The following is a 23,657-nucleotide window of genomic DNA, read 5'->3' as shown; positions in this document are numbered from 1 at the left end:
GCCTTCTCGATGACAGACGATTGAGGAACTCGTTATTTTACCTTGACTGTGCCAATCGCGCGCTTGCCCCCGGCACAGGCGCGGATTTGGCGCAACGTTGTCTTTCGATTCGCTTTCATCGATCGGCGGCGAGTTTCGCGCCGAGGCCGACGAGCGCGGGCGCCGCCGCGCCGCTCAGGTTTGCGGCGGATCGAGGCGCAGGCGCGCGATGTACGGCAGGTGATCCGACAGCCACGCGGCCTCGCCGGACGGCGCGCGCCATTCGAGCGGCGTCAGCCCGCGCACGAACATCTTGTCGAGCGCGAGCGCCGGCGAGAACGCGGGGAACGTGCGGCCCGATTCGCCGAGCAGCGTCGCGACCTCGGACAACCCGATCTCGCCGAACAGCGCGACCGAATCGTTGCGCCAGTCGTTGAAGTCGCCGGCCAGCATCAGCGGGCCGTCGCCCGCGTTGCGCACGATCCAGTGCGCGATCCAGTGCATCTGGCGCAGCCGTGCGGCGCGCGTGAGCGCGAGGTGCGCGCACAGCAGCGTGACCGGTCGCGCGCCCGCGAGCGTCGCCCGTGCGACCAGCAGCCCGCGCCGCTCGAAGCGGTGCGCGGAGATGTCCCAGCGGCCGCCGAGGTCGAGCGGATGCGGCGACAGGATCGCGTTGCCGTGCCGCCACGACGGCTTGAACACGTTCGGCCCGAGCGCGATCTGCCAGTCGAGCGCCTGCGCGATCTCGGTGGCCTGGCAGTGCCACACGTCGTCGACCGCGTCGTCCATCGGCGCGCCGAAGCCGGGGGCGAGCATCGGGCGCGGCATGCGGCGCGCCATCGCTTCCTGCAGGAAGTACACGTCGGCGTGCGTCGACTGCATCCAGTTGCGCATCGCGTTCCACGCGGTGAAGCCGAGCGGCGAGCGGCCCTTGTGCAGGTTCCAGCTCACCGCGGTGATTTCGTCGGGCGCGGCGTGCGGTTCGGCGAACGGGACGGACAGGGCATCGGGCGCTTGCATGTCGGCTCAGTCCTTGCTGACGTGCGCGCGCACGCGGTACACGAGGTGCGGACGCTGTTCGACGAGCGTCCAGTCGGTCCACGCGTCGGCGCCGACCGTCAGGCCGGGGTGGCTCGCGACGATTTGCCGCGGCGAGCTCGGCAGGCATGGATCGCTCGGCTTCGCGTCCGGATCGTCGAGCGTTTCCTGCACGTCGAGCGCGAGCGAGATCGCATTCGCGTCGACCGCAAGCGGCGCGACCGTCACCGAGCGCGAGCGCTCGGTCGGCACGACGCGCGCGGCATTGCCGCAGCCGACCGGCACGGCGGACGGATAGCGATGGGTGTCGGTGCGGGTCTGACCCACGGTGGTGCGCTGCTGGAACGTGTCGATGGTCTGACCGTCGCGTACCACCTGGATCTCCCACGCGACGGAGGCCGGCGCGGGGCTCTGCGCATGGGCGGCGAGCGCGATGCTCGCGAGCAGGACGGCCAGGCCGTGTTTCAGCATGAAACGTCTCCGGGAATGCGCGATAGCGGGGAACGGACGCACATCTTACGCCCGATCGGCATCGGCCGCGATGCGACCGGAGGCGGCGCGACGCGTGTGTCGCGCGATGTGGTCCTGCTTGAAAGGTAAGTGCGCATTGCGCGTTTTCAAGCAAAAAACGCGTGAACGCCGCGCGTCGATCCTATGTGCCGTCGCACGAACCTGCCGCGCGCGCCGGCTGTCAGCAGCACACGCGCGCGGCTGCTTGCTTGCGCGGGGATGCGGGATCGCTACACTGAAATCGTAAGGGTCTGATGGTGCGGCAAGCAAGCGGGTGCGAGGTTGGTATGACGACGGCGATGGTGAAACAGGAACTGGCGGTGGCGTCCTTCAGCACGGTGTACGACCTCGAACAGGTCGAGGCGGCGCTGAGCGACCTGAACGAGAGCGCGAGCGACGCACTGCGCGCTACCTACGAGAGGATGCTCAAGACGGGCAATCTGCGCTTCTGCGTGAAGCCGAACCGAATGCCGTCGTTCGACGCGCTCGGCGAGGCATTGCCCAATTTCGCCGAGCCGCTCGACGACGTGCGCAAGCAGATCGCGCTGTGCCTCGAAACGGACGACCGGCTCGAACTGATGCCGATCCTGCTGCTCGGGCCCCCGGGCATCGGCAAGACGCATTTCGCGAAGGCGCTCGCGCAGCTGCTCGGCACCGCGTACCACTACGTGCCGATGAGTTCGCTGACGGCCGGCTGGATCCTGTCGGGGGCGTCGTCGCAATGGAAGAACGCGAAGCCCGGCAAGGTGTTCGATGCGCTCGTGAACGGCAGCTACGCGAACCCGGTGATTGCGGTCGACGAGATCGACAAGGCCGGCAGCGATGCGCAATACGATCCGCTCGGCGCGCTGTACGCGTTGCTCGAGCACGACACCGCGCGCGCGTTCATCGACGAATTCGCGGAAGTGCCGATCGATGCGGGCAACGTGATCTGGATCGCGACCGCGAACGATGCGCAGGCGATCCCGGAGCCGCTGCTCAACCGGATGAACGTGTACGAGATCGAGCCGCCCGATGCGGCCGGCGCGCGCCGGATCGCGCAGACGATCTACGACGAGATCCGCACGTCGCATGCGTGGGGGCGGCGCTTCCCGGATACCCTGGGCGACGACGCGCTCGACGTGCTGGCCGCGACACCGCCGCGCACGATGCGCCGCGCGCTGCTGCACGCATTCGGCGCCGCCCGGCTCGACGGGCGCGACGCGATCGGGCCGCGCGACATCCGGGCCGACGAGGGCGCCGCGAAGCGCCGGCCGATCGGCTTCTGACACTCGGGATCACTCGGGATACCAGGGAGAGTCGTTGCCGGCGACGCGGGATCGGCGAGAAACATCCGGCTACACATGTGTCCTGCATGCGTGTGGACCGGGACGTACAATTCTCTTCTCTCCCCTCGACGCGCTAGCGGCGCGAAACGTCATGGAGCAGATGGATTGTGTCGTGATCGGCGCGGGCGTCGTCGGTCTTGCGATTGCGCGCGAACTGGCCGCGCGCGGGCGTGAAACGCTCGTGCTCGAGGCCGCCGATGCGATCGGCACGGGTACGAGTTCGCGCAACAGCGAAGTGATCCATGCGGGGCTCTACTATCCGCGCGGGTCGCTGAAGGCGACGTCGTGCGTGCACGGGCGCGACCTGCTGTACGAATTCTGCGAGACGCATCACGTGCCGCACCGGCGCGCCGGCAAGCTGCTCGTCGCCACGAGCGCCGCGCAGGTGAAGCAGCTGAAGGCGATCGCCGCGCGCGCGGCCGAAAACGGCGTGCTCGACCTGATGCCGCTCACGCGTGCCGAGGCGCAGACGCTCGAGCCCGCGCTCGAATGCGTCGAGGCGCTGTTCTCGCCGTCCACCGGCATCGTCGACAGCCACCAGCTGATGCTCGCGCTGCTCGGCGACGCCGAGCGCGACGGCGCCGTGTGCGCGCTGAAATCCCCGGTCGAATCGATCGACGTGCTGCGCGGCGGGCGCTTCGTCGTGCGCACGGGCGGCGACGCGCCCGCCGAGATCGAGGCCGCGTGCGTGATCAACAGCGCGGGCCTCGGCGCGCAGGCGCTCGCGCGCCGCACGCGCGGCCTCGACCCGCGCTGGGTGCCGCCGCTCTATCTCGCGCGCGGCAATTACTTCAGCCTGTCGGGCCGCGCGCCGTTCTCGCACCTGATCTACCCGATGCCCGATCGCGCGGGGCTCGGCGTGCACCTGACGCTCGATCTCGCCGGGCAGGCGCGCTTCGGCCCGGATGTCGAGTGGTGCGATTCGCTGCGCTACGAAGTCGATCCGGCGCGCGCGGAGGCGTTCTACGCACCGATCCGCGCGTATTGGCCGGCGCTGCCCGACGACGCGCTGCAGCCGGCGTACGCGGGCATCCGGCCGAAGCTCGCGGGGCCCGGCGAGCCGCCGGCCGATTTCATCGTGCAGGGCGCGGCGCAGCACGGCGTGCGCGGGCTCGTGAACCTGTTCGGCATCGAGTCGCCGGGGCTCACCGCGTCGCTCGCGCTCGCGCAGCGGGTCGGTGAAATGACGGCGCGCGGGTGATTTCGCGCGGCTGATGGCGGCGGTGTCGCGGCAGTGTGGCGGCCGCGTGGCGCGACTTTGCGAAATTTCTTATCTCCGGCATTTCGGGCCGCACATTCGCTGGCGTGAGCGTTATTCTGTCGAACGGCTGTCGCCAGAACAGCTTTCAAACCGATAACGTTGGAGCGAGTCCCCCATGAAAACATCCCGTCGGAGTTTCCTGATTACGAGCATTGGTGCCGTGTCCGCGCTGGCGCTGTCGCGCGAAGCGCTGGCCGATGCGCCGATGCTGTCGGAAACCGATCCGACCGCCGTGGCGCTCGGCTACAAGGCCGATGCCACGAAGGTCGACAAGACGAAGTACCCGAAATACGCAGCGGGCCAGGATTGCGCGGCCTGCATGCTGTACCAGGGCAAGAAGGGCTCGGCCTCGGGCCCGTGCGGCGCCTTCCCCGGCAAGCAGGTGTCGGCGAAGGGCTGGTGCAGCGCCTTCTCGAAGATGGCATAACGCCCGCACTGCCCGAACCGCCTGCGCGGCATCGTGCGGTGCCGCAATTTCACGCGAGCCCCGATACGCCCGCCATCGTTCGATGGCGGGCGTTTTTTATTGCTTGAAAACGGTTCCGTCGCTTTCTACACTCGCTGCAAACCAGCGCGTCGCAGCGGCACCCCGCGTCGCACCTCCGCACCGAACCATTTCACGAGGACGAGGCACGCATGGCGACGATTGCGAATTCAACGAAAACGATCCGGCCCGAGCGTGCGCTGAACCGCCGCGCGGTGTTCGCCGCCGTGATCGGCAACGCGCTCGAGTGGTACGACTTCACGGTGTTCGGCTTCATGACGGTCGTGATCGCCGAGCTGTTCTTCCCGACCTCCAGCGAATATTCGTCGCTGCTGCTGACGACCGCGACGTTCGGCGTCGCGTTCTTCATGCGCCCGATCGGCGGCATCGTGTTCGGGCTGTACGCGGATCGCGCCGGCCGCAAGGCTGCGCTGTCGCTCGTGATCCTGTTGATGACGGCCGGCATCTTCCTGCTCGCGGTCGCGCCGCCCTATGCGGCGATCGGCATCGGCGGCCCGATCCTGATCGTGCTCGGCCGCCTGCTGCAGGGCTTCTCCGCGGGCGGCGAATTCGGCAGTGCGACGGCGCTGCTGATCGAGGCCGCGCCGTTCTCGAAACGCGGCTTCTACGGCAGCTGGCAGATGGCGAGCCAGGCGGCCGCGCTGCTGATCGGCGCGCTCGTCGGCGCGGCCGTCACGCGCGGGCTGTCGCACGATGCGCTGCGCAGCTGGGGCTGGCGGGTGCCGTTCATCCTCGGGCTCGTGATCGGCCCGATCGGCTTCTACATCCGCCGCCATCTCGCCGATTCCGAAGCGTTCCTGCATGCGCAGCAGAACGCGCGCCGCGCGACGCTCGGCGAAGTGTTCACGCGCCACCCGCGCGAGGTGCTGTGCGGGCTCGGCTCGGTGATCGCGCTGACGGTGACGATCTACGTGCTGATCAGCTATCTGCCGACCTTCGCGGTGAAGCAGCTGAAGCTGCCCTACGCGGAATCGTTCTACGCGGTGATCGTCGGCAACCTGCTGCTGATGGTGCTGTCGCCGGTCGCGGGCGCGTGGTCGGACCGCATCGGCCGCAAGGGGCTGTCGCTGTGGTCGCTGGTGCTGACGCTCGCGCTGATGTATCCGCTGTTCGCGTGGCTCGACGCGGCGCCGAGCATCGCGCGGCTGATCGCGGTGCAGGCCGTGCTGTCGATCACGCTCGCGGGCTACTACGGGCCGTTCGGCGCGATGATCGCCGAGCTGTTTCCGGCCAACGTGCGCTCGACCGGGCTGTCGATCGCGTACAACGTCGCGGTGATGCTGTTCGGCGGTTTCGGGCAGTTCATCGTCACGTGGCTGATCAAGGTCACGGGCACGCCGCTCGCGCCGACCTACTACGTGATGGCGGGGATCGCGCTGTCGATCGTCGCGGTCGCGTTCGTGCCCGCGCGCAGCGCCGACCTCGACGCGCGCCGCTGAGCCGCCGGGCGTCGCGCCGTCCGCCGCAGCGCGGAGGGTGTTTAGTTGACCAAGGAAACACGCGCTGCATCAGCGGAACCGCCGCTCGCGCGCGCCCGGGCCGCCGTCATCCGCCGGAAACATCCGCGCACCCCGCGCCGGCGCACCGGGACGAGTTTTTTCTCCAGCTTGTTGCCACATCGTTAGCTCAAGTAATATCCGCGTACGCCGGCCCCTGGCGGGCCGGTTCCGACCTGGAGACCTGGAGGAAACATGGAATACAACCGTCTGTTGCATACCCTGCGTGTTACCGCCATTGCAGGCGTGGCAGCGGCATCGCTCGGCGTCGCGGGTTCTGCATTCGCACAGATCCCGAACAAAACGCTCGTCTACTGCTCAGAAGGCAGCCCGGCGGGCTTCGATTCCGCGCAATTTACGACCGGCGTCGATTTCACCGCCGCCACGTTCACCGTCTACAACCGCCTCGTCGAATTCGAGCGCGGCGGCACGAAGGTCGAGCCGGGCCTCGCCGAGAAATGGGACGTATCGTCCGACGGCAAGGTGTACACGTTCCACCTGCGCCACGGCGTGAAGTTCCACACGACCGACTTCTTCAAGCCGACGCGTGAATTCAACGCGGACGACGTGCTGTTCACGTTCCAGCGCATGCTCGACCCGAACCAGGCGTTCCGCAAGGCGTACCCGGTATCGTTCCCGTACTTCACCGACATGGGCCTCGACAAGCTGATCACGAAGGTCGAGAAGGTCGATCCGTACACCGTGAAGTTCACGCTCGCCGAGCCGAATGCGCCGTTCATCCAGAACATGGCGATGGAATTCGCGTCGATCCTGTCGGCCGAATACGGCGACCAGCTGATGAAGGCCGGCAAGGCCGCCGACATCAACCAGAAGCCGGTCGGCACGGGCCCGTTCATCTTCCGCAGCTACACGAAGGATGCGACGATCCGGTTCGACGGCAATCCTGATTACTGGAAGAAGGGCGAAGTGAAGCTCTCGAAGCTGATCTTCTCGATCACGCCCGACCCGGGCGTGCGCGTGCAGAAGATCAAGCGCAACGAATGCCAGGTGATGAGCTATCCGCGTCCGGCCGACATCGCGACGCTGAAGGCCGATGCGGGCATCGACATGCCGTCGCAGGCCGGCTTCAACCTCGGCTACCTCGCGTACAACGTCGAGCACAAGCCGGTCGACAAGCTCGAAGTGCGTCAGGCGCTCGACATGGCGATCAACAAGAAGGCGATCCTCGAATCCGTCTACCAGGGCGCGGGCCAGGCCGCGAGCGCACCGATGCCGCCGACCCAATGGTCGTACGACAAGAACCTGAAGATGCCCGCGTACGACACCGCGAAGGCGAAGGCGCTGCTCACGAAGGCGGGCTTCCCGAACGGCTTCGAGATCACGCTGTGGGCGATGCCCGTGCAGCGCGCGTACAACCCGAACGCCCGCCTGATGGCCGAGATGATCCAGGCCGACTGGGCGAAGATCGGCGTGAAGGCGAAGATCGTCACGTACGAGTGGGGCGAGTACATCAAGCGCGCGCATTTTCGGGCGAGCAGGACACGATGCTGATCGGCTGGACGGGCGACAACGGCGATCCGGACAACTGGCTCGGCACGCTGCTCGGCTGCGAAGCGATCAAGGGCAACAACTTCTCGCACTGGTGCTACAAGCCGTTCGACGAGCTGGTCCAGAAGGGCCGCACGACGACGGGCCAGGACGCGCGGACGAAGCTCTACACGCAGGCCCAGCAGATCTTCGCGCAACAGCTGCCGTTCTCGCCGATCGCCAACTCGACGGTCTACCAGCCGGTGCGCAAGAACGTGGTCGACATGCGTATCGAGCCGCTCGGCTATGCCCGCTTCGACGGTGTCGGCGTGAAGTAATACGCCTGTCGTAAGCTGTCGCGAAGACCGGCTAATTCATCCGGCGGCGGGAGGCCAAAAGCTTCCCGTCGCCGGTCGCACATTTCCCACAAGAAAATACGAGACGCATCATGTTCACATTCGTGTTGCGCCGCGTGGGGATGGTGATCCCGACTTTCATCGGCATCACCATCCTGGCGTTTGCGCTGATTCACCTGATACCGGGCGACCCCATCGAAGTGATGATGGGCGAGCGCGGCGTCGATCCCGCAATGCATGCGGAGGCGATGAAACGCCTCGGGCTCGACCAGCCGCTGCCCATGCAGTACCTCCACTACATCGGCCGGGCGCTGCATGGCGACCTCGGCACGTCGATCATCACCAACACGAGCGTCGCGGGCGAGTTCTTCGCGCGCTTCCCGGCGACCGTCGAACTGTCGCTGTGCGCGCTCGTGTTCGCGCTCGCGGTCGGCCTGCCGGCCGGCGTGATCGCCGCGCTGCGGCGCGGTTCGGTCGTCGATCACGGCGTGATGGGCACCGCGCTCACCGGCTACTCGATGCCGATCTTCTGGTGGGGGCTGATCCTCATCATGGTGTTTTCGTCGACCCTCGGCTGGACGCCCGTGTCGGGGCGCATCGCCGTCGAATACGACTTCCCGCACCCGACGGGCTTCATGCTGATCGACGCGTTGCTCGCGCCGGACGAAGGCGCGTTCAAGTCGGCGGTCAGCCACCTGATCCTGCCCGCGATCGTGCTCGGCACGATCCCGCTCGCGGTGATCGCGCGGATGACGCGCTCGTCGATGCTCGAAGTGCTGCGCGAGGACTACATCCGCACCGCACGCGCGAAGGGGCTGTCGCCCGCGCGCGTGGTCGTCGTGCATGCGCTGCGCAATGCGCTGATCCCGGTCGTCACCGTGATCGGCCTGCAGATCGGCACGCTGCTCGCGGGCGCCGTGCTGACCGAGACGCTCTTTTCGTGGCCCGGTGTCGGCAAGTGGCTGATCGATGCGATCGGCCGCCGCGACTATCCGGTCGTCCAGGGCGGCATCCTGCTGATCGCGACGCTCGTGATCGTCGTGAACCTGGTCGTCGACCTGCTGTACGGCGTGCTGAATCCGCGCATCCGCCACACGAGGTAATTCCATGAGCAATCTGCAAAACACCTTGCCGAGCGAATCCGCGCCGGCCGGCGGCCGTGCGCTCGCGCTGCGCGAGTTCTGGGCCAACTTCTCGCGCAACCGCGGCGCCGTCGGCGCCGGGATCGTCGTGATCGTGCTGATCCTGGTCGCGCTGCTCGCACCGCTGCTCGCGCCGCACAGCCCGGTCGAGCAATACCGCGACTACGTGAAGATCCCGCCCGCGTGGCTCGCGGGCGGCAACTGGCAATTCATCCTCGGCACCGACGAAGCGGGCCGCGACATCCTGTCGCGCCTGATGTTCGGCGCGCGGATGTCGTTCTGGATCGGCTTCGTGTCGGTCGTGCTCGCGCTGATCCCCGGCATCGTGCTCGGGCTCGTCGCCGCGTTCTTCCAGAAGTGGGCCGACACGCCCGTGATGCGCATCATGGACGTGCTGCTCGCGCTGCCGTCGCTGCTGCTCGCGGTCGCGGTCGTCGCGATCATCGGCCCGGGCCTCACCAACACGATGTTCGCGATCGCGATCGTCGCGCTGCCGGCCTATGTGCGTCTCACGCGTGCGTCGGCGCTCGGCGAGCTGCAGAAGGAGTACGTGACGGCGTCGCGCGTGGCCGGTGCCGGCACGCTGCGCCTGATGTTCTCGCAGGTGCTGCCGAACTGCACGGCGCCGCTGATCGTGCAGGCGACGCTCGGCTTCTCGTCGGCGATCCTCGACGCGGCCGCGCTCGGCTTCCTCGGCCTCGGCGTGCAGCCGCCGACCGCCGAGTGGGGCGCGATGCTGGCCTCCGCGCGCGACTACATCGACAACGCATGGTGGATCGTGACGATGCCGGGCCTGTCGATCCTGATTTCGGTGCTCGCGATCAACCTGCTCGGCGACGGGCTGCGCGACGCGCTCGATCCCAAACTGAAACGGATGGCGTGAACATGAGCCAAGATCTTCTGACCATCCGCAATCTCGCGGTGAACTTCAACGGCCTGCCCGCCGTCGACCGGATCAACCTGTCGATCGCGCCGGGCGAGGTGGTGGGCGTCGTCGGCGAATCGGGCTCGGGCAAGAGCGTGACGATGATGGCGCTGATGGGCCTGATCGATGCGCCCGGCAAGGTGACGGCCGACGAGGTCACGTTCAACGGCGTCGACCTGCTGAAGGCGTCGCCGAAGGCGCGCCGCAAGATCGTCGGCAAGGACATCGCGATGGTGTTCCAGGACGCGCTGACGAGCCTGAACCCGAGCTACACCGTCGGCTACCAGATCAAGGAAGTGCTGAAGCTGCACGAAGGGCTGCGCGGCGACGCGCTGCACCGGCGCGCGCTCGAACTGCTCGACCAGGTCGGCATCCCCGATGCGAAGAACCGCATCGTGTCGTTCCCGCACCAGATGTCGGGCGGGATGAACCAGCGCGTGATGATCGCGATGGCGGTCGCGTGCAACCCGAAGCTGCTGATCGCCGACGAGCCGACCACCGCGCTCGACGTGACGATCCAGGCGCAGATCATGGACCTGCTCGTGAAGCTGCAGAAGGAGCGCGGGATGGCGCTCGTGCTGATCTCGCACGACCTGGCCGTGGTGTCGGAGGTCGCGCAGCGTGTCGCGGTGATGTATGCGGGCGAGGTCATCGAGACCAATCGCGTGCCCGACATCTTCCGCGCGCCGCATCATCCGTACACCGAAGCGCTGCTCGCCGCGATTCCCGAGCACAATAAGGGGGCGCGTCGCCTTGCCGCATTGCCGGGCATGGTGCCGGGCCGCGATGATCGCCCGTCCGGGTGCCTGTTCGCGCCGCGCTGCAAGTACGTCGTCGACGATTGCCGCAAGGCGCGGCCGGCGCTCGATACGCTGGTGCCGGCCAACGATGCGATGCGCGCGCGCTGCATCAAGCCGCTGAACGTTTCCAACCTCGACCTGACGGGAGGTGCACGATGAATGCAGTCAATCAGACGCGTGCCACGCCGCACGACGAGGAAGCCGTGCTGGTGGCCGACGGCCTCGCGAAACACTATTCGGTGAAGCGCGGGATGTTCGGGCAGGGTACGGTGAAGGCGCTGAACGGCGTGTCGTTTTCGCTGAAGCGCGGCAAGACGCTCGCCGTCGTCGGCGAATCGGGCTGCGGGAAATCGACGCTCGCGCGCCAGCTCACGATGATCGAGACGCCCACCTCGGGCCACCTGACGATCGACGGCAAGGACGTCGCCGGCGCGAACCGCGAGACGGTCGCCGACCTGCGCCGCCGCGTGCAGATGGTGTTCCAGAACCCGTTCGCGTCGCTGAACCCGCGCAAGACCGTCGAGCAGACGCTCGCCGAGCCGCTCGAGATCAACGCGAACCTGACGGCCGCCGAGCGCGCGCAGCGCATCGCGCAGATCATGCGCACGGTCGGCCTGCGGCCCGAACACGCGAAGCGCTATCCGCACATGTTCTCGGGCGGCCAGCGCCAGCGTGTCGCGATCGCGCGCGCGATGATCCTCGAGCCGCGCATCGTCGTCGCCGACGAGCCGGTGTCCGCGCTCGACGTGTCGATCCAGGCGCAGATCCTGAACCTGTTCATGGATCTGCAGGAGCAGTTCAAGACGAGCTACGTGTTCATCTCGCACAACCTGTCGGTGGTCGAGCACGTCGCGGACGACGTGATGGTGATGTACTTCGGCAGCGTCGCCGAGCTCGGCGACAAGGCGACGATCTACGCGCGGCCGCGCCATCCGTACACGCGCGCGCTGATGTCGGCGACGCCGGCGATCTTCGAGGAAGACCGCCGCGTGCAGATCAAGCTGCAGGGCGAACTGCCGTCGCCGCTCAATCCGCCGTCGGGCTGCGCGTTCCACCAGCGCTGCCCGTATGCGGTCGAGCGCTGCCGTGTGGAGGAGCCGCAGCTGCGCGAGGTCGACGGCCGGCGCGTGGCCTGCCATCGCGCCGAGGAGGTAGGGGAGGCGAATGCCTGAAGCGTTGGCGGCGCGCGCTTCGACGGCGCGCCGTGAGCGCATCGGCGGTACGCGCGTGCGTCGCGCGTACCGCTACGCGCGGCGCTGGGGCGTGCGTACCGTCACGGGCGCGGCGCTGGCCGGCGCGTGCGCGGTGGCCGGCCTCGCCGCACCCGTCGAACTCGCGCGGGCCGAGGCTCGCGCGTCGGCGACGGCGCCGCTCCATCCGTCGCAAGTCCCGCCGCCCGGCATGAGCCTGCCGGGTTTTCACGCGCCTGCCGCGTCGAACGGCACGGTCGCGAGCGGCGCGGTGCGCGTGCAGCCCGCGCGCATGCCGTTCTACGTCGCGACCAGGGGGCGTGTCACGCTCTACGTGCTCGGCACGCTGCACACGGGCGATCCGTCCGATTACCCGAGCGCGCAGCCGTTCCGGCCGCGCATCCTCGCGGCGCTCGCCGCGTCGCCGACGCTCGCGCTCGAGCTGTCGCCCGACGACCTGCTCGAATCGCAGGACGACGTGTCGAAGTACGGCGTATGCCGCTACCCGTGCCTGCAGCGCCTGCTGCCGGAGCCGCTGTGGCAGCGGCTCGCGGCGCGCCTGCGCGGCAACCCGGCCGCGCTCGCCGAGATCCGCAAGATGCGGCCGTGGCTCGCGGCGCTCGTCGTCGAAACCTACGATTCGCTGTCGGCCGGCCTGCAGACCGAGTACGGCACCGAGGCGCAGTTGCAGAACGTGTTCCTGAAGAAGAAGGGCGGCCGCGTGATCGGTCTCGAGACGCTCGCCGAGCAGATGCGCGCGTTCACCGGGCTGACGCTCGCCGAGCAGCGCGAGATGCTCGCGCAGGACATGGTGCAGACGCCCGCACAGAACGCCGACGACATCAAGGCGCTGCACCGGCTGTGGCGAATTGGCGACGCCGATGCGATCTCGGCGTGGGCCGTCGCGAAGAGCGAACGGCTCGCGCGTTCGAAGGTGTTGTCGGCGTCGATCGACAACAAGATCGTGTACGAGCGCAACCGCCGCTTCGTTGCACGGATGACGGCAATCGCCGCACCGAACCGGCCGTTGTTCGTCGCGATCGGCGCGCTGCATCTGGGCGGCCCGCGCGGCGTGCTCGAATTGTTGCGTCAACAAGGTTACAGGGTCGACGCGAACTGATCGCGCCGATGCGGCGTGCCTATCCTTCCCCGTTTGATCGGCGATTGGCGTGCCGCATGTCGTCTAAGGAAAACCCTCGAATCGTCAGAAAATAGCGTTTCAAACGATTGACATCCCGATCTGCCAATATCTATTCTTCGATCCACAAGTTGAAAAAATGAAAAGAATAGAAAAAGTTCTACGGGGTAGCAGAAAATAAAGCGCGGGGTGAGCGTCGCCGGCACGCGTATCGCGTGCCGGCCGCGGAAGTGTCTGCATGTACGGCGGGGCCAATCATCGTCCGATCTCGATCGCATGCAGGCCGACTTGCGGGATAAGCAGCGTTCCGTCGTCCCACCGGGGGATGCAGCAACGGGCGGCGGCGGGCGTATTTTGATCCGGAGCAGGTCTTTCCGGTCGCCGTCGACAGACGGCTTCAGCTGGGCGAACCGGCGTCCGACGATGCGGTTCGGTCAACAGAAAAGCGCCACGAGGGCGCTTTTTTCTTTCCGGTCCCGCTACGGTGCCGCGTTCTTCATGCTTCGGATATGCCGACTCGGCGGCGCACGTCACGCGCCTTCGTCGGCCTGCAGCGCGCCGGGCGCGACGACGTCGATTCCCGCCTTTTCGAGCGCCGCGCGGATCCGCTTCGCGAACGCCAGCGCATGCGGCCCGTCGCCGTGCAGGCAGACGGTCTGCGCGTTGAGCGGCACCCATTCGCCGCTCAGTGCACGCACCTGCCGGTTGCGCACCATGTCGAGCGTGCGCGCGAGCACCGCGTCTTCATCGTCGACGAGCGCGCCCGGCTCGCTGCGCGGCACGAGCGAGCCGTCCGCGCGGTAGCCGCGATCGGCGAACACTTCCTCGACGGCGGCGAGTCCCGCATGCCGCGCGGCCGCGACGAACACGCTGTTCGCGAGCCCGAACACCGCGAGCGACGGATCGAAGTCGTGGATCGCGGACACCACCGCATCGGCGATCATCGGGTCGCGCGCGGCCTGGTTGTACAGCGCGCCGTGCGGCTTCACGTGCGCGATGCGCCCGCCTTCGGCCTGCGCGATCGCCGACAGCGCGCCGAGCTGGTACAGCACGCCTGCGTAGATGTCGCCGGCCGGCAGCTGCATTTCCTTGCGGCCGAAATTCTCCGGATCGTGAAAGCTCGGGTGCGCGCCGATCGACACGCCTTTCTGCACGGCCCAGCGCACGCAGTCGCGCATCGCATTCGCGCCGCCTGCATGCCAGCCGCATGCGATGTTCGCCGACGTGACGAGGTCGAGCAGCGCCTCGTCCGATCCGCATCCTTCGCCGAGATCGGCATTCAGATCGATTTCCATGATGTTCCTCGTCCACTGATTGCGTGGCCCGTCCTTGCTGCTACAGCCTCGGTACTGCCGCCGCCGTCGTCACGCCGCGCGCGACTGGGCGCGGCGGCGCGCTTCCTCGCGCATGTCGATCGCCACGTCGATCTGCCGCAGATAGGCACGTTCTGCGGTCAGGGCGGCGCGCGCGGCGTCGGGTGTCGTGCGCACGAAGCGGATCGGCAGGTTGAGCCGCGCCTGCGCGAGCTTCCACAGGTCCGCACGGATCACCGTGCCGATCTTCGGGTAGCCGCCGGTGGTCTGGGCGTCGTGCATCAGCACGATCGGCTGGCCGTTCGGCGGCACCTGGATCGTGCCGGGCAGTACCGCATGCGACAGCAGCTCGGCCGGCCGCTCGCGCACGAGTTCGACGCCCGCGAGCCGATAGCCCATGCGGTTGCTGTTCGCCGTGACGAGCCATTCCTCGTCCCAGAACGCCTGCTGCGCCTCGGCGGAGAACGACGCGTAGTCGGGGCCCGGCAAGACGCGCACGGGCATCGCCCACGGCGCATGCGCGGGGCGGTGGCGGCGCGGCGGCTCGTCGACGCGCACGAACGCGCACCACGCCGGCGCCTTTACCCCGAATTCGGGCGCATCGGCCGCGAGGCAGCCCATCCCGGCCGGAAGCACGCCGACCGGGAGGCGATCGCCGTCGCGCAGCGCGCGGCCGCCGAGGCCGCCGAAGCGCGACGCGAGATCGGTGCTGCGCGAGCCGAGCATCGGCAGCACGTCGATGCCGCCGGCGATGCACAGGTAGCCGCGCATCCCGCGTTTCGCGGCCGGCAGCACGAGCGTCTGCCCGGCCTCGACCGGCAGGCTCCACCACGAATATACGCGCCGGTCGTCGAGCGTGGCGCCGAACTCGGTGCCGGTGATCGCGATGCGGGTTGCGCGCGTGAAGCGGAAGGCGGCCGGGCCGATCGTGATTTCGACGGCCGCCGCGTCGGGACGGTTGCCGACCAGCCGGTTGCCGACCTCGAGCGCGAGGCTGTCGAGCGCGCCGCCCTGCGCGACGCCGAGATGGCGCGTGCCGTGGCGGCCGAGATCCTGCACGGTGGACAGCGGGCCGGCCCGCACCACCTCGATGGTGCCCGGTGCGTTGCTCTGGGTCATCGCGCGTCGACTCCCGCAATGGTGAAGCGCACGCGGTCGCCGGGCAGCAGCAGCGTCGGCTGCGGCCGCGCCGGATCGAACAGCACGTGCGAGGTGCGGCCGATCAGTTGCCAGCCGCCGGGAGACGTGGCCGGGTAGATGCCCGTCTGCGCGCCGCCGATGCCGACCGAGCCGGCCGGCACCTCGAGGCGCGGCGCCGCGCGGCGCGGCGTGTGCAGCGCGGCATCGAGCCCGCCGAGATACGCGAAGCCCGGCTGGAAGCCGACGAAGAACACCACGTAGGCGCCGGCTGCGTGGCGCGCGACGACCTCGTCGGCCGACAGGCCGGTATGGGCGGCGACGGCCGCCAGGTCGGGGCCGGCGGCGCCGCCGTACGCGACGGGAATCTCGACCTCGCGACCGTCCGCGTGCTCGACGTCGGCCGTCTCCCACGCGTCGCGCAGCGCCGGCGTGAGCGACCCGGCCGTCGTGGCGAGCGCGTCGAACACGATCGTCAGGTTGTTCATGCCGGGCACGACGTCGACCACGTCGGGCCACGCGCGCGCGACCTCGGCAACGGCCCAGACGCGGCGCTGGCAATCGAGCGTGGCGGGCGGCGGCACCTCGCAGACGAGGGCGGCATCGCCGAGCGGATAAATGCGGGGTTGCGTCATCGGACTGGCACGGTTCGGACGGCAATGTTAGCGCACATTGTCAATAAAATATCGACAACTTCCCAATAAGCGTTTTCGCCTAGCCCGTATGTCCGGGCTTCTGGCGTACACTCGGCACACCCTGTCATCCGGCTTGCTCCGCCTTTCATGAAGCGTCCTGCGACCAAGATCGTGTCATCCGAACACCTCGTTTCCGATTCGAGCGCGGAGCTGTCGGAGCTCGAATACGGGCTCATCATGGCAGGCAACGCGTTCAACCGGTGGATGGTGCGCTGCATGTCGGCGGCCGGCGCGAAGGACATGACGGCGGTCGAGGTATCGCTGCTGCATCACGTCAGCCACCGTGAACGCAAGAAGAAGCTCGCCGACATCTGCTTCGTGCTCAATATCGAGGATACGCACGTCGCGACCTATGCGCTGAAAAAACTGATCGCCCGCGGCTATGTGAAGAGCGAGAAGAGCGGCAAGGAAGTGTTCTTCTTCGCGACCGACGCGGGCCGCGACCTGTGCCTGAAGTACCGCGAGGTGCGCGAGCACTGCCTGATCGAGACGCTGAAGGACAGCGGGCTCACCAACGAGCAGATCGGCGACGCGGCGCAGTTGCTGCGCAACGCGTCGGGCCTGTACGACACGGCCGCGCGCGCGGCGGCGTCGCTGTAGCCGGGCGCGCGGGACTAAACACCTACGCGTCGGCCACGTAGGTTTCCTCGTCCGTCACGATCCAGCGCAGCGCGAGATCGTGCGCTTCGGCCGGCAGCGCGTCGACGCGGCACGCTTCATAGGCGATGCCGACCGTCACGGGCGGCTGGCTGCCCGGCCACGCGGCGAGCGTGCGGTCGTAATAGCCGCCGCCGTAGCCGAGCCGGTAGCGCTGCGGATCGAATCCCACACAGGGAATCAGCAACAGGTCGGGCACGACGACGATTCCCGACGCCGGTTCCGGAATCCGGTGATGACCTTCGCGCATCGGCGTCTGCGTGTCCCATGCATGAAACTCGAGCGGCGTGTGCCGCTCGCCGATCACGGGCAGCGCCACCTGCCGGCCGGCCTGCGCCGCGCACCACGCGAGCACCGCATCGCGCGCATCGAATTCGCCCGGCAGCGGCCAGTAGAACCCGACCGTGCGCGGCGCGAGCCGTGCGAGCAGCGTGCGCAGCCGCGCGTCGAGCGCGGCGTTCGCGGCGGGTTGCGACGCGGCGTCGCGGCGGGCCTCGGACAGCGCCCGGCGCAATGCCTGCTTCCGTTCGGCCAGATGGTTGCGTGCTATGCTTTCGCTCACTTCGTGCTCCATTCAAAACGATGTCGAACAGCCTTTTCCGAGTATATCGCGCGGTCGCGCTGACGCTTTCGGCCACCGCGCTCGTCGCGGGCACCGCCGCCTGCGCCGCACCGAACGACGATACGGTCTCCGGGGACGACCAGACCTTCGTGCAGCTTCGTGAAGCCGCGCGCCGCAACGACGCCGCGAAAGCCGCGCAGCTCGCGTCGATGATTCCGAACTATCCGGTTCCGTCCTACGTCGAGTATTTCCAGATCAAGCCGCAGCTGTTCGATTCGACGGGCCGCGCGCGCGTGGATGCGCCGGACGCGCCCGTGCAGTCGTTCCTGCAGCGCTACGACGGCCAGGCGATCGCCGACCGCCTGCGCAACGACTACCTGCTCGTGCTCGGCGCGCGCCACGACTGGCGCAACTTCGACGATCAATACAAGCGCTTCGTGCTCGACGACGACACGCAGGTCAAGTGTTATGCGCTCGAATCGCGCGCGGCGCGCGGCGAGAACGTCGCCGATGCGGCGCGCGCGCTGCTCGTCGAGCCGAAGAATTACGGCGACGCATGCGTCGACCTGATCACCGCGCTGACGGTCAACCAGCAGTTCACGAGCGACGACGTGTGGCAGCAGGCGCGCCTCGCGTACGAACAGAACTACACGACGCTCGGCGGCAAGATCGTCGACGCGCTCGGCGCGCGCCCGGTCGGCTTCGACCAGGCGACGAGCGCGCCGCCGCTGTACCTCGCGCGCGGCATCGGCCCCGACGCGACGTCGCACCAGCTCGCGCTGATCGCGCTCGGCCGCATGGCGCGCAACGATCCGGACGCGGCTGCCGGCATGCTCACGACGGTCGCGCCTTCGCTGACCAGGCAGGAGCAGGCGATCGCGTGGGGCGCGATCGGCTACCAGGGCGCGATCAAGCGCTCGCCGCTCGCGTCGGTCTGGTACGCGAAATCCGCGAATGCGCCGCTGTCGAACCCGGGCTACGAATGGCGCACGCGCGCCGCGCTGCTCGCCGGCAACTGGCCGATGGTGCGCTGGTCGATCGAGCAGATGCCGCCGTCGCTGCGCGACGATCCGGCCTGGATCTACTGGCATGCGCGCGCGCTCAAGCAGAGCGGCGACACGCTGCAGGCGAACCAGGAATTCGAGCAGGTCGCCGGGCAGTACAACTTCTACGGGCAGCTCGCCGGTGAAGAGCTCGGCCAGCGCACGACGATCCCGCCGCGCACGAAGGTGAGCGACGCCGAGATCGACGCGATGGGCAAGATTCCGGGCTTCGCGCTCGCGCAGCGTTTCTACGCGCTGAACCTGCGCCTCGAGGGCAACCGCGAATGGAACTGGCCGCTGCGCGGGATGACCGATCGCCAGCTGCTCGCGGCCGCCGAGTACGGCAAGCGTGTCGACCTGCTCGACCGCACGGTCAACACGGCCGACCGCACGAAGGCCGAGCACGATTTCACGCTGCGCTACCCGTCGCCGTACCGCAACATCGTCGAGCGCTACGCGCAGTCGACGGGCCTCGACACCGAATGGGCGTACGGGCTGATCCGCCAGGAGTCGCGCTTCATCACGAGCGCGCGTTCGTCGGTGGGCGCGGGCGGCCTGATGCAGCTGATGCCGGCCACCGCGCAGATGGTCGCGAAGAAGCTCGGCCTCGGCACGATCTCGCGCACGCAGATGCACGACATCGATACCAACATCCAGCTCGGCACCTGGTATCTGGCGGACATCTACAACAACTTCGACAGCTCGCCGGTGCTCGCCACGGCCGGCTACAACGCGGGCCCGGGCCGGCCGCGCCAGTGGCGCCAGGTGTTGACGCAGCCGGTCGAAGGCGCGATCTTCGCAGAAACGATTCCGTTCAACGAGACGCGCGACTACGTGAAGAACGTGCTGTCGAACACCGTCTACTATGCGGCGCTCTTCGAGGGCAAACCGCAGTCGTTGAAGAAACGTCTAGGCATGATCTCGCCCTGATCCGCAATCTTCATACTGCCGCGCGAGACGCGGCAGTGTGCTTTTGGGAGCCACGAACATGGATCAGACCGTCGCGCTGCTGGGCGGCACCGGCTTCATCGGCAGCCGGCTCGTGAATGCGCTGATCGACGCCGGCAAGCAGGTACGGATCGGCACGCGCCGGCGCGACCACGCGCGCCACCTGCAGATGCTGCCGGTCGAAATCGTCGAGCTCGAAAGCCTCGACGAGCGCAGCCTGGCCCGCTTCGTCGCCGGAGCGCACGCGGCGATCAACCTCGTCGGCGTGCTGCACGGCGGCCGCGGTACGCCGTACGGGCCCGGCTTCGAGCGCGCGCACGTCACGCTGCCGGCCGCGCTCGCGACCGCCTGTACCGAGGCGGGCGTGCAGCGCGTGCTGCACATGAGCGCGCTCGGCGCCGATTCGCATGGCGCGAGCATGTACCAGCGCTCGAAGGGCGACGGCGAGGCCGTGCTGCATGCGATCGCGGCGACCGATTCGCTCGCGCTGACGATCTTCCGCCCGTCGGTCGTGTTCGGCCCCGGCGATGCGTTCCTCAACACGTTCGCGAACCTGCAGCGCACGGTGCCCGTGCTGCCGCTCGCGATGCCCGACGCGCGCTTCCAGCCCGTGTTCGTCGGCGATGTCGTGCGTGCGTTCGTCAACACGCTCGATCTCGCGGGCGCACACGGCAAGACCTACGAACTCGGCGGCCCGACCGTCTACACGCTCGAGCAGCTGGTGCGCTATTGCGGCACGCTGGTCGGCCGCCAGGCACGCATCGTGCGGCTGCCCGACGCGCTCGCGCGGCTGCAGGCGAAGCGTGTTCGAATGCCTGCCCGGCGAGCCCGTGCTCACGCGCGACAATCTCGCGACGATGTCGGTGCCGAACGTGCTGTCGGGGCCGCTCGCGCCGGAGCTCGGGATCTCGCCCGCGAGTCTCGAAAGCATCGCGCCCGCGTATCTCGGCCAGGCCGCGCAGCGGTCCCGGTTCGACTGGTTCCGCTCGCGCCGCTAGGCCGGCCCGGGTGCCGTCGTTACGCTGCGTCCTTTTCACCTTCGCGCTTTCCGGAACACCGTCATGAAACTCGTCATTGGAGACAAGAACTACTCGTCGTGGTCGATGCGTCCGTGGCTGCTGCTCGCGCATTTCGGCATCCCGTTCGACGAGATCGCGATCGAGCTGCGCCACGACGACACGGCCGCGCGCATCCTCGAGTATTCGCCGTCCGGCAAGGTGCCGTGCCTGATCGACGACCACGGCGTCGCGATCTGGGATTCGCTCGCGATCGCCGAGACGCTCGCCGAACGCTATCCGCAGTTTCCGATGTGGCCGGCCGATCCGCTCGAGCGCGCGCATGCGCGCTGCGTCGCGGCCGAGATGCATGCGGGCTTCGCGGCGCTGCGCACGCAGATGGGCATGAACGTGCGCGCATCGATGCCGGGGCGCGGCGCGACGCCCGATGCGCTCGCCGACGTCGCGCGCATCGACGCGTTGTGGAGCGCGTGCCTCGAGGCGTCGGGCGGGCCGTTCCTGTTCGGCGAATTCGGGATTGCCGATGCGATGTACGCGCCCGTCGTGATGCGCTTCAATACGTACGCGCCGGGCCTGTCGCCGGAAGCGGCCGGCTATGCGGCCCGCGTGACGGCGCTGCCGGCCGTGCAGCGCTGGATCGACGCCGCGCGCCGCGAAACGAACGTGATCGCCGAATACGAGCCGCAGCCATGAACATCTACGCTGTAGGCGGTGCGATCCGCGACGAATTGCTCGGCGTGCCCGTGCAGGACCGCGACTACGTGGTGGTGGGCGCGACCCCCGAGCAGATGGTCGCGCAGGGTTTCCGGCCGGTGGGCAAGGATTTCCCGGTCTTCCTGCATCCGCGGACGCAGGAGGAGTACGCGCTCGCGCGCACCGAGCGCAAGACGGCGGCCGGTTATCACGGCTTCCAGTTTCATTACGCGCCGGACGTGACGCTCGACGAGGATCTCGCGCGGCGTGACCTGACGATCAACGCGATGGCGCGCGAGGTCAGCCCGGAGGGCGTGCTGGTCGGGCCCGTGATCGACCCGTTCGACGGGCAGGCCGACCTGCGCGCGCGCGTGTTCCGCCATGTGAGCGATGCGTTCGTCGAGGATCCGGTGCGGATCCTGCGCATCGCGCGCTTTGCCGCACGGTTCGCGGATTTCACGGTCGCCGACGACACGCTCGCGCTGATGCGGCGCATGGTCGACGCGGGCGAGGTCGATGCGCTCGTGCCCGAACGCGTCTGGCAGGAAATCGCGCGCGGGCTGATGGAGGTGAAGCCGTCGCGGCTGTTCGCGGTGCTGCGCGAGTGCGGCGCGCTTGCGCGCATCCTGCCCGAAGTCGATGCGCTGTGGGGCGTGCCGCAGCGCGCCGACTACCACCCGGAGGTCGACACGGGCGTGCACGTGATGATGGTCGTCGACTATGCGGCGAAGCAGGGTTATTCGCTGCCGGTGCGCTTCGCGGCGCTCACGCACGATCTCGGCAAGGCGACGACGCCTGCCGACGTGCTGCCGCGCCACATCGGCCACGAGGGGCGCAGCGTCGACCTGCTCAAGCCGTTGTGCGAGCGGCTGCGCGTGCCGAACGAATGCCGCGATCTCGCGCTCGTGGTCGCGCGCGAGCACGGCAACCTGCATCGCGTGATGGAGATGGGCGCGGCCGCGCTGGTGCGGCTGTTCGAGCGCAGCGACGCGCTGCGCAAGCCGGCGCGGTTCGCCGAGATGCTGCAGGCGTGCGAATCGGATGCGCGCGGGCGGCTCGGGCTCGAAGCGCAGCCGTATCCGCAGGCCGAGCGGCTGCGCGTCGCGCTCGCGGCCGCGCGCAGCGTCGATGCCGGCGCGATCGCGCGCGGCATCGGCGCCGACACCGCGAAGATCAAGGACGCGGTGCATCGCGCGCGGATCCAGGCGGTCGCGCGCGCGCTCGACATCGGCGAGTAGCGCCGGGGCGCAGGCGGCGAGCGTCGGTTACCGCGCCCGCGCCAGCGGCGCCGCCTGCTCCGCCCCCCGCGCATGCGTGCGCATCGTCGGAGCCGCAGCGGCCCGAGGGGATTATTTCTTCGTGCGTGCGGCGCTCTTGCGGGCCGGAGCGGCGGTGCCCGCCGGCCGCTTGCCGGCGGGGGAGCGCGGCTTCGAGGGCGCAGCCTTGTCCACGCTCCCGGCCTTCCCGGCGGCAGGTCGCACCGCGCCCGACTGCACCGGGCCCCCGGCGCGGCCGCGCTTCGGCGTCGGCAGGCGTCGGCTCACGCGCGGCTCGCCCGGCAGCGGCCCGGCGTCGCCGTCGGGCTGCCGGATTTCAGTCGATGCCGACACGAACTCGGCATGGCCGTCGTCGAACAGCGGCAGCGTGCCGACCGCGATCACCTCGGCCGGCCCGTCGCCCACGTTGGCGACCCGATGCCGCTTGCGCGCGTCGAAGTGCAGCGAGTCGCCGGGCGACAGCGGGTAATTCTTCTTGCCGACCGTGTAGCAGATCCGGCCGGCCAGCACGTACACGAATTCGTCGCCGCCGTGCGCCACCCATTCCGAGCGGTAGCCTTCCATCATCCGCACCTTGAGCGCGTTGATCTGGCTGCCGTCGAAGGTGGTGGAGAGCCGCTCGTAGCACTGCGACGCCCTGTCGACCGCATACGACTCCCGGTTGCCCTGATGCGAATCGGGCTGCGCCTGGCGCGGCTGGTCGATCAGCGCGCCGAGCGGCACGTCGAGCGCCTTCGCGACGTTGACGAGCGACGACAGCGAGATGCCCGTGAGATGGCGCTCGACCTGGGACAGGAACCCGACCGACAGTTTCGCTTCGGTCGCGACTTCCAGCAGCGTCTTCTTCGCTTCCCGGCGCAGGCGGCGAATGCGCTGGCCGATACGCATGATGTCTGAATCCATGAATCTCTTTCGCGGCAACGAGTGGAAGGCGACCGGAGGCGCAGGTGCAGTCGCCTGGACGTGCCTTTTCCGTGAATCGCACGACGCACGGCCGTTCGGGCGGCGATGCCGGCGCATTGTACCGCGCAGTGCCGCACGGGCCGCCGAGCGCGCAGATTTAAGTGACGCCTCAATTTAAGCTTGACGTAAATTTGGTCGGACGGTAACTTGACGCGCGCTGGCCGCGGGTTCGCGCGCCGCGCGCGCTCCCTCCGACA

Annotated in this window: 20 protein-coding genes and 2 pseudogenes; 15 read left to right on the top strand and 7 right to left on the bottom strand. The window is 68.5% G+C overall.

Annotated elements, in window-relative coordinates:
- Positions 1-174: 174 nt before the first annotated feature.
- Together WT26_RS19770 and WT26_RS19765 are read right to left on the bottom strand one after the other, a co-directional pair.
- Positions 175-999: an endonuclease/exonuclease/phosphatase family protein gene (locus WT26_RS19770; RefSeq protein WP_069273616.1), complete on the bottom strand. Its 825-nt coding sequence runs from the start codon at positions 997-999 to the stop codon at positions 175-177.
- Positions 1,000-1,005: 6 nt separating this feature from the next.
- Entirely contained in the window at positions 1,006-1,488 is a 483-nt protein-coding gene (locus WT26_RS19765) for a hypothetical protein (RefSeq protein WP_069273615.1), read from the bottom strand.
- Positions 1,489-1,814: 326 nt separating this feature from the next.
- Here WT26_RS19765 and WT26_RS19760 point away from each other — a divergent pair, with 326 nt between their 5' ends.
- The 10 genes and pseudogenes from WT26_RS19760 to WT26_RS19715 all read left to right on the top strand — a co-directional run bounded on the left by WT26_RS19760 (position 1,815) and on the right by WT26_RS19715 (position 13,138).
- On the top strand, positions 1,815-2,795 hold the full coding sequence (locus WT26_RS19760) for an AAA family ATPase (protein WP_069273614.1): 981 nt from the start codon (positions 1,815-1,817) through the stop codon (positions 2,793-2,795).
- A 151-nt stretch (positions 2,796-2,946) separates the two neighbouring features.
- Positions 2,947-4,056: an NAD(P)/FAD-dependent oxidoreductase gene (locus WT26_RS19755; protein ID WP_069273613.1), complete on the top strand. Its 1,110-nt coding sequence runs from the start codon at positions 2,947-2,949 to the stop codon at positions 4,054-4,056.
- Between the two features lie 175 nt (positions 4,057-4,231).
- The gene (locus tag WT26_RS19750; RefSeq protein WP_069273612.1) at positions 4,232-4,543 is read left to right on the top strand and encodes a high-potential iron-sulfur protein; all 312 of its coding nucleotides are present in this window, start codon (positions 4,232-4,234) and stop codon (positions 4,541-4,543) included.
- A 209-nt stretch (positions 4,544-4,752) separates the two neighbouring features.
- Positions 4,753-6,060 carry an MFS transporter gene (locus WT26_RS19745; RefSeq protein WP_069273611.1) on the top strand — a complete coding sequence of 436 codons (1,308 nt, stop codon included), beginning with the start codon at positions 4,753-4,755 and terminating at the stop codon, positions 6,058-6,060.
- Positions 6,061-6,312: 252 nt separating this feature from the next.
- Positions 6,313-7,943, top strand: a pseudogene (locus WT26_RS19740) (ABC transporter substrate-binding protein).
- Positions 7,944-8,053: 110 nt separating this feature from the next.
- Positions 8,054-9,064 (top strand): ABC transporter permease subunit, encoded by a 1,011-nt coding sequence (locus tag WT26_RS19735; protein WP_069273610.1) that lies wholly within the window; start codon positions 8,054-8,056, stop codon positions 9,062-9,064.
- 4 nt (positions 9,065-9,068) lie between these two features.
- Positions 9,069-9,986, top strand: coding sequence for an ABC transporter permease subunit (locus tag WT26_RS19730; protein ID WP_021163768.1), 918 nt, complete (start codon positions 9,069-9,071; stop codon positions 9,984-9,986).
- Between the two features lie 2 nt (positions 9,987-9,988).
- A complete protein-coding gene (locus WT26_RS19725; protein WP_069273609.1) occupies positions 9,989-10,987 on the top strand; it encodes an ABC transporter ATP-binding protein in 999 nt (332 codons plus the stop codon).
- Positions 10,984-12,000 carry a peptide ABC transporter ATP-binding protein gene (locus WT26_RS19720; protein ID WP_059523056.1) on the top strand — a complete coding sequence of 339 codons (1,017 nt, stop codon included), beginning with the start codon at positions 10,984-10,986 and terminating at the stop codon, positions 11,998-12,000. Before WT26_RS19725 ends, WT26_RS19720 begins: the two co-directional genes overlap by 4 nt.
- The gene (locus WT26_RS19715) at positions 11,993-13,138 is read left to right on the top strand and encodes a TraB/GumN family protein (protein ID WP_069273608.1); all 1,146 of its coding nucleotides are present in this window, start codon (positions 11,993-11,995) and stop codon (positions 13,136-13,138) included. The genes WT26_RS19720 and WT26_RS19715 overlap by 8 nt, the downstream gene beginning before the upstream one ends.
- A gap of 548 nt (positions 13,139-13,686) precedes the next feature.
- Here WT26_RS19715 and pxpA read toward each other — a convergent pair.
- From pxpA to pxpB, 3 genes are all read right to left on the bottom strand, one after another.
- The gene (pxpA, locus tag WT26_RS19710; RefSeq protein ID WP_069273607.1) at positions 13,687-14,451 is read right to left on the bottom strand and encodes a 5-oxoprolinase subunit PxpA; all 765 of its coding nucleotides are present in this window, start codon (positions 14,449-14,451) and stop codon (positions 13,687-13,689) included.
- 69 nt (positions 14,452-14,520) lie between these two features.
- Entirely contained in the window at positions 14,521-15,588 is a 1,068-nt protein-coding gene (locus WT26_RS19705) for a biotin-dependent carboxyltransferase family protein (RefSeq protein WP_069273606.1), read from the bottom strand.
- The gene (pxpB, locus tag WT26_RS19700) at positions 15,585-16,241 is read right to left on the bottom strand and encodes a 5-oxoprolinase subunit PxpB (protein WP_059731934.1); all 657 of its coding nucleotides are present in this window, start codon (positions 16,239-16,241) and stop codon (positions 15,585-15,587) included. The genes WT26_RS19705 and pxpB overlap by 4 nt, the downstream gene beginning before the upstream one ends.
- A gap of 147 nt (positions 16,242-16,388) precedes the next feature.
- Between pxpB and WT26_RS19695 the strand changes: the two genes are divergently transcribed.
- Entirely contained in the window at positions 16,389-16,901 is a 513-nt protein-coding gene (locus tag WT26_RS19695; protein ID WP_021163776.1) for a winged helix DNA-binding protein, read from the top strand.
- A gap of 22 nt (positions 16,902-16,923) precedes the next feature.
- Here the strand turns inward: WT26_RS19695 and WT26_RS19690 are convergent, their stop codons facing one another.
- Positions 16,924-17,532 (bottom strand): 5-formyltetrahydrofolate cyclo-ligase, encoded by a 609-nt coding sequence (locus WT26_RS19690; protein ID WP_069273605.1) that lies wholly within the window; start codon positions 17,530-17,532, stop codon positions 16,924-16,926.
- A gap of 8 nt (positions 17,533-17,540) precedes the next feature.
- On the opposite strand from WT26_RS19690, the gene WT26_RS19685 reads away from it, so the two are divergent.
- The 4 genes and pseudogenes from WT26_RS19685 (at position 17,541) to WT26_RS19670 (ending at position 22,458) form a co-directional block, all read left to right on the top strand.
- A complete protein-coding gene (locus WT26_RS19685) occupies positions 17,541-19,493 on the top strand; it encodes a lytic transglycosylase domain-containing protein (protein ID WP_059667200.1) in 1,953 nt (650 codons plus the stop codon).
- A gap of 58 nt (positions 19,494-19,551) precedes the next feature.
- A pseudogene (locus WT26_RS19680) lies at positions 19,552-20,509 on the top strand (complex I NDUFA9 subunit family protein).
- 63 nt (positions 20,510-20,572) lie between these two features.
- The gene (locus WT26_RS19675) at positions 20,573-21,220 is read left to right on the top strand and encodes a glutathione S-transferase family protein (RefSeq protein WP_059523048.1); all 648 of its coding nucleotides are present in this window, start codon (positions 20,573-20,575) and stop codon (positions 21,218-21,220) included.
- Entirely contained in the window at positions 21,217-22,458 is a 1,242-nt protein-coding gene (locus tag WT26_RS19670; protein WP_069273604.1) for a multifunctional CCA addition/repair protein, read from the top strand. The genes WT26_RS19675 and WT26_RS19670 overlap by 4 nt, the downstream gene beginning before the upstream one ends.
- Before the next feature lie 111 nt (positions 22,459-22,569).
- Here the strand turns inward: WT26_RS19670 and WT26_RS19665 are convergent, their stop codons facing one another.
- Positions 22,570-23,400, bottom strand: a complete 831-nt coding sequence (locus WT26_RS19665; RefSeq protein ID WP_069273603.1) for a helix-turn-helix domain-containing protein — start codon at positions 23,398-23,400, stop codon at positions 22,570-22,572.
- Between the last annotated feature and the right edge of the window lie 257 nt (positions 23,401-23,657).

Origin of the sequence: Burkholderia cepacia (genome assembly GCF_001718835.1) — a bacterium.
Classification (GTDB): domain Bacteria; phylum Pseudomonadota; class Gammaproteobacteria; order Burkholderiales; family Burkholderiaceae; genus Burkholderia; species Burkholderia cepacia_F.
Note: the sequence above shows the minus strand (reverse complement) of the source record. Positions and strands in the feature narration are given on the sequence as shown.

What these genes read in the sequence shown, in the direction of transcription:
- WT26_RS19695 (WP_021163776.1), top strand. Translation starts at nt 16,389, where the DNA reads ATGAAGCGTCCTGCGACCAAGATCGTGTCATCCGAACACCTCGTTTCC.
- WT26_RS19670 (WP_069273604.1), top strand. Translation starts at nt 21,217, where the DNA reads ATGAACATCTACGCTGTAGGCGGTGCGATCCGCGACGAATTGCTCGGC.
- WT26_RS19765 (WP_069273615.1), bottom strand. Translation starts at nt 1,488, where the DNA reads ATGCTGAAACACGGCCTGGCCGTCCTGCTCGCGAGCATCGCGCTCGCC.
- WT26_RS19745 (WP_069273611.1), top strand. Translation starts at nt 4,753, where the DNA reads ATGGCGACGATTGCGAATTCAACGAAAACGATCCGGCCCGAGCGTGCG.
- WT26_RS19770 (WP_069273616.1), bottom strand. Translation starts at nt 999, where the DNA reads ATGCAAGCGCCCGATGCCCTGTCCGTCCCGTTCGCCGAACCGCACGCC.
- WT26_RS19735 (WP_069273610.1), top strand. Translation starts at nt 8,054, where the DNA reads ATGTTCACATTCGTGTTGCGCCGCGTGGGGATGGTGATCCCGACTTTC.
- WT26_RS19720 (WP_059523056.1), top strand. Translation starts at nt 10,984, where the DNA reads ATGAATGCAGTCAATCAGACGCGTGCCACGCCGCACGACGAGGAAGCC.
- WT26_RS19755 (WP_069273613.1), top strand. Translation starts at nt 2,947, where the DNA reads ATGGAGCAGATGGATTGTGTCGTGATCGGCGCGGGCGTCGTCGGTCTT.
- WT26_RS19665 (WP_069273603.1), bottom strand. Translation starts at nt 23,400, where the DNA reads ATGGATTCAGACATCATGCGTATCGGCCAGCGCATTCGCCGCCTGCGC.
- WT26_RS19715 (WP_069273608.1), top strand. Translation starts at nt 11,993, where the DNA reads ATGCCTGAAGCGTTGGCGGCGCGCGCTTCGACGGCGCGCCGTGAGCGC.
- WT26_RS19760 (WP_069273614.1), top strand. Translation starts at nt 1,815, where the DNA reads ATGACGACGGCGATGGTGAAACAGGAACTGGCGGTGGCGTCCTTCAGC.
- pxpB (WP_059731934.1), bottom strand. Translation starts at nt 16,241, where the DNA reads ATGACGCAACCCCGCATTTATCCGCTCGGCGATGCCGCCCTCGTCTGC.
- WT26_RS19675 (WP_059523048.1), top strand. Translation starts at nt 20,573, where the DNA reads ATGAAACTCGTCATTGGAGACAAGAACTACTCGTCGTGGTCGATGCGT.
- WT26_RS19725 (WP_069273609.1), top strand. Translation starts at nt 9,989, where the DNA reads ATGAGCCAAGATCTTCTGACCATCCGCAATCTCGCGGTGAACTTCAAC.
- WT26_RS19730 (WP_021163768.1), top strand. Translation starts at nt 9,069, where the DNA reads ATGAGCAATCTGCAAAACACCTTGCCGAGCGAATCCGCGCCGGCCGGC.
- WT26_RS19685 (WP_059667200.1), top strand. Translation starts at nt 17,541, where the DNA reads ATGTCGAACAGCCTTTTCCGAGTATATCGCGCGGTCGCGCTGACGCTT.
- pxpA (WP_069273607.1), bottom strand. Translation starts at nt 14,451, where the DNA reads ATGGAAATCGATCTGAATGCCGATCTCGGCGAAGGATGCGGATCGGAC.
- WT26_RS19750 (WP_069273612.1), top strand. Translation starts at nt 4,232, where the DNA reads ATGAAAACATCCCGTCGGAGTTTCCTGATTACGAGCATTGGTGCCGTG.
- WT26_RS19690 (WP_069273605.1), bottom strand. Translation starts at nt 17,532, where the DNA reads ATGGAGCACGAAGTGAGCGAAAGCATAGCACGCAACCATCTGGCCGAA.
- WT26_RS19705 (WP_069273606.1), bottom strand. Translation starts at nt 15,588, where the DNA reads ATGACCCAGAGCAACGCACCGGGCACCATCGAGGTGGTGCGGGCCGGC.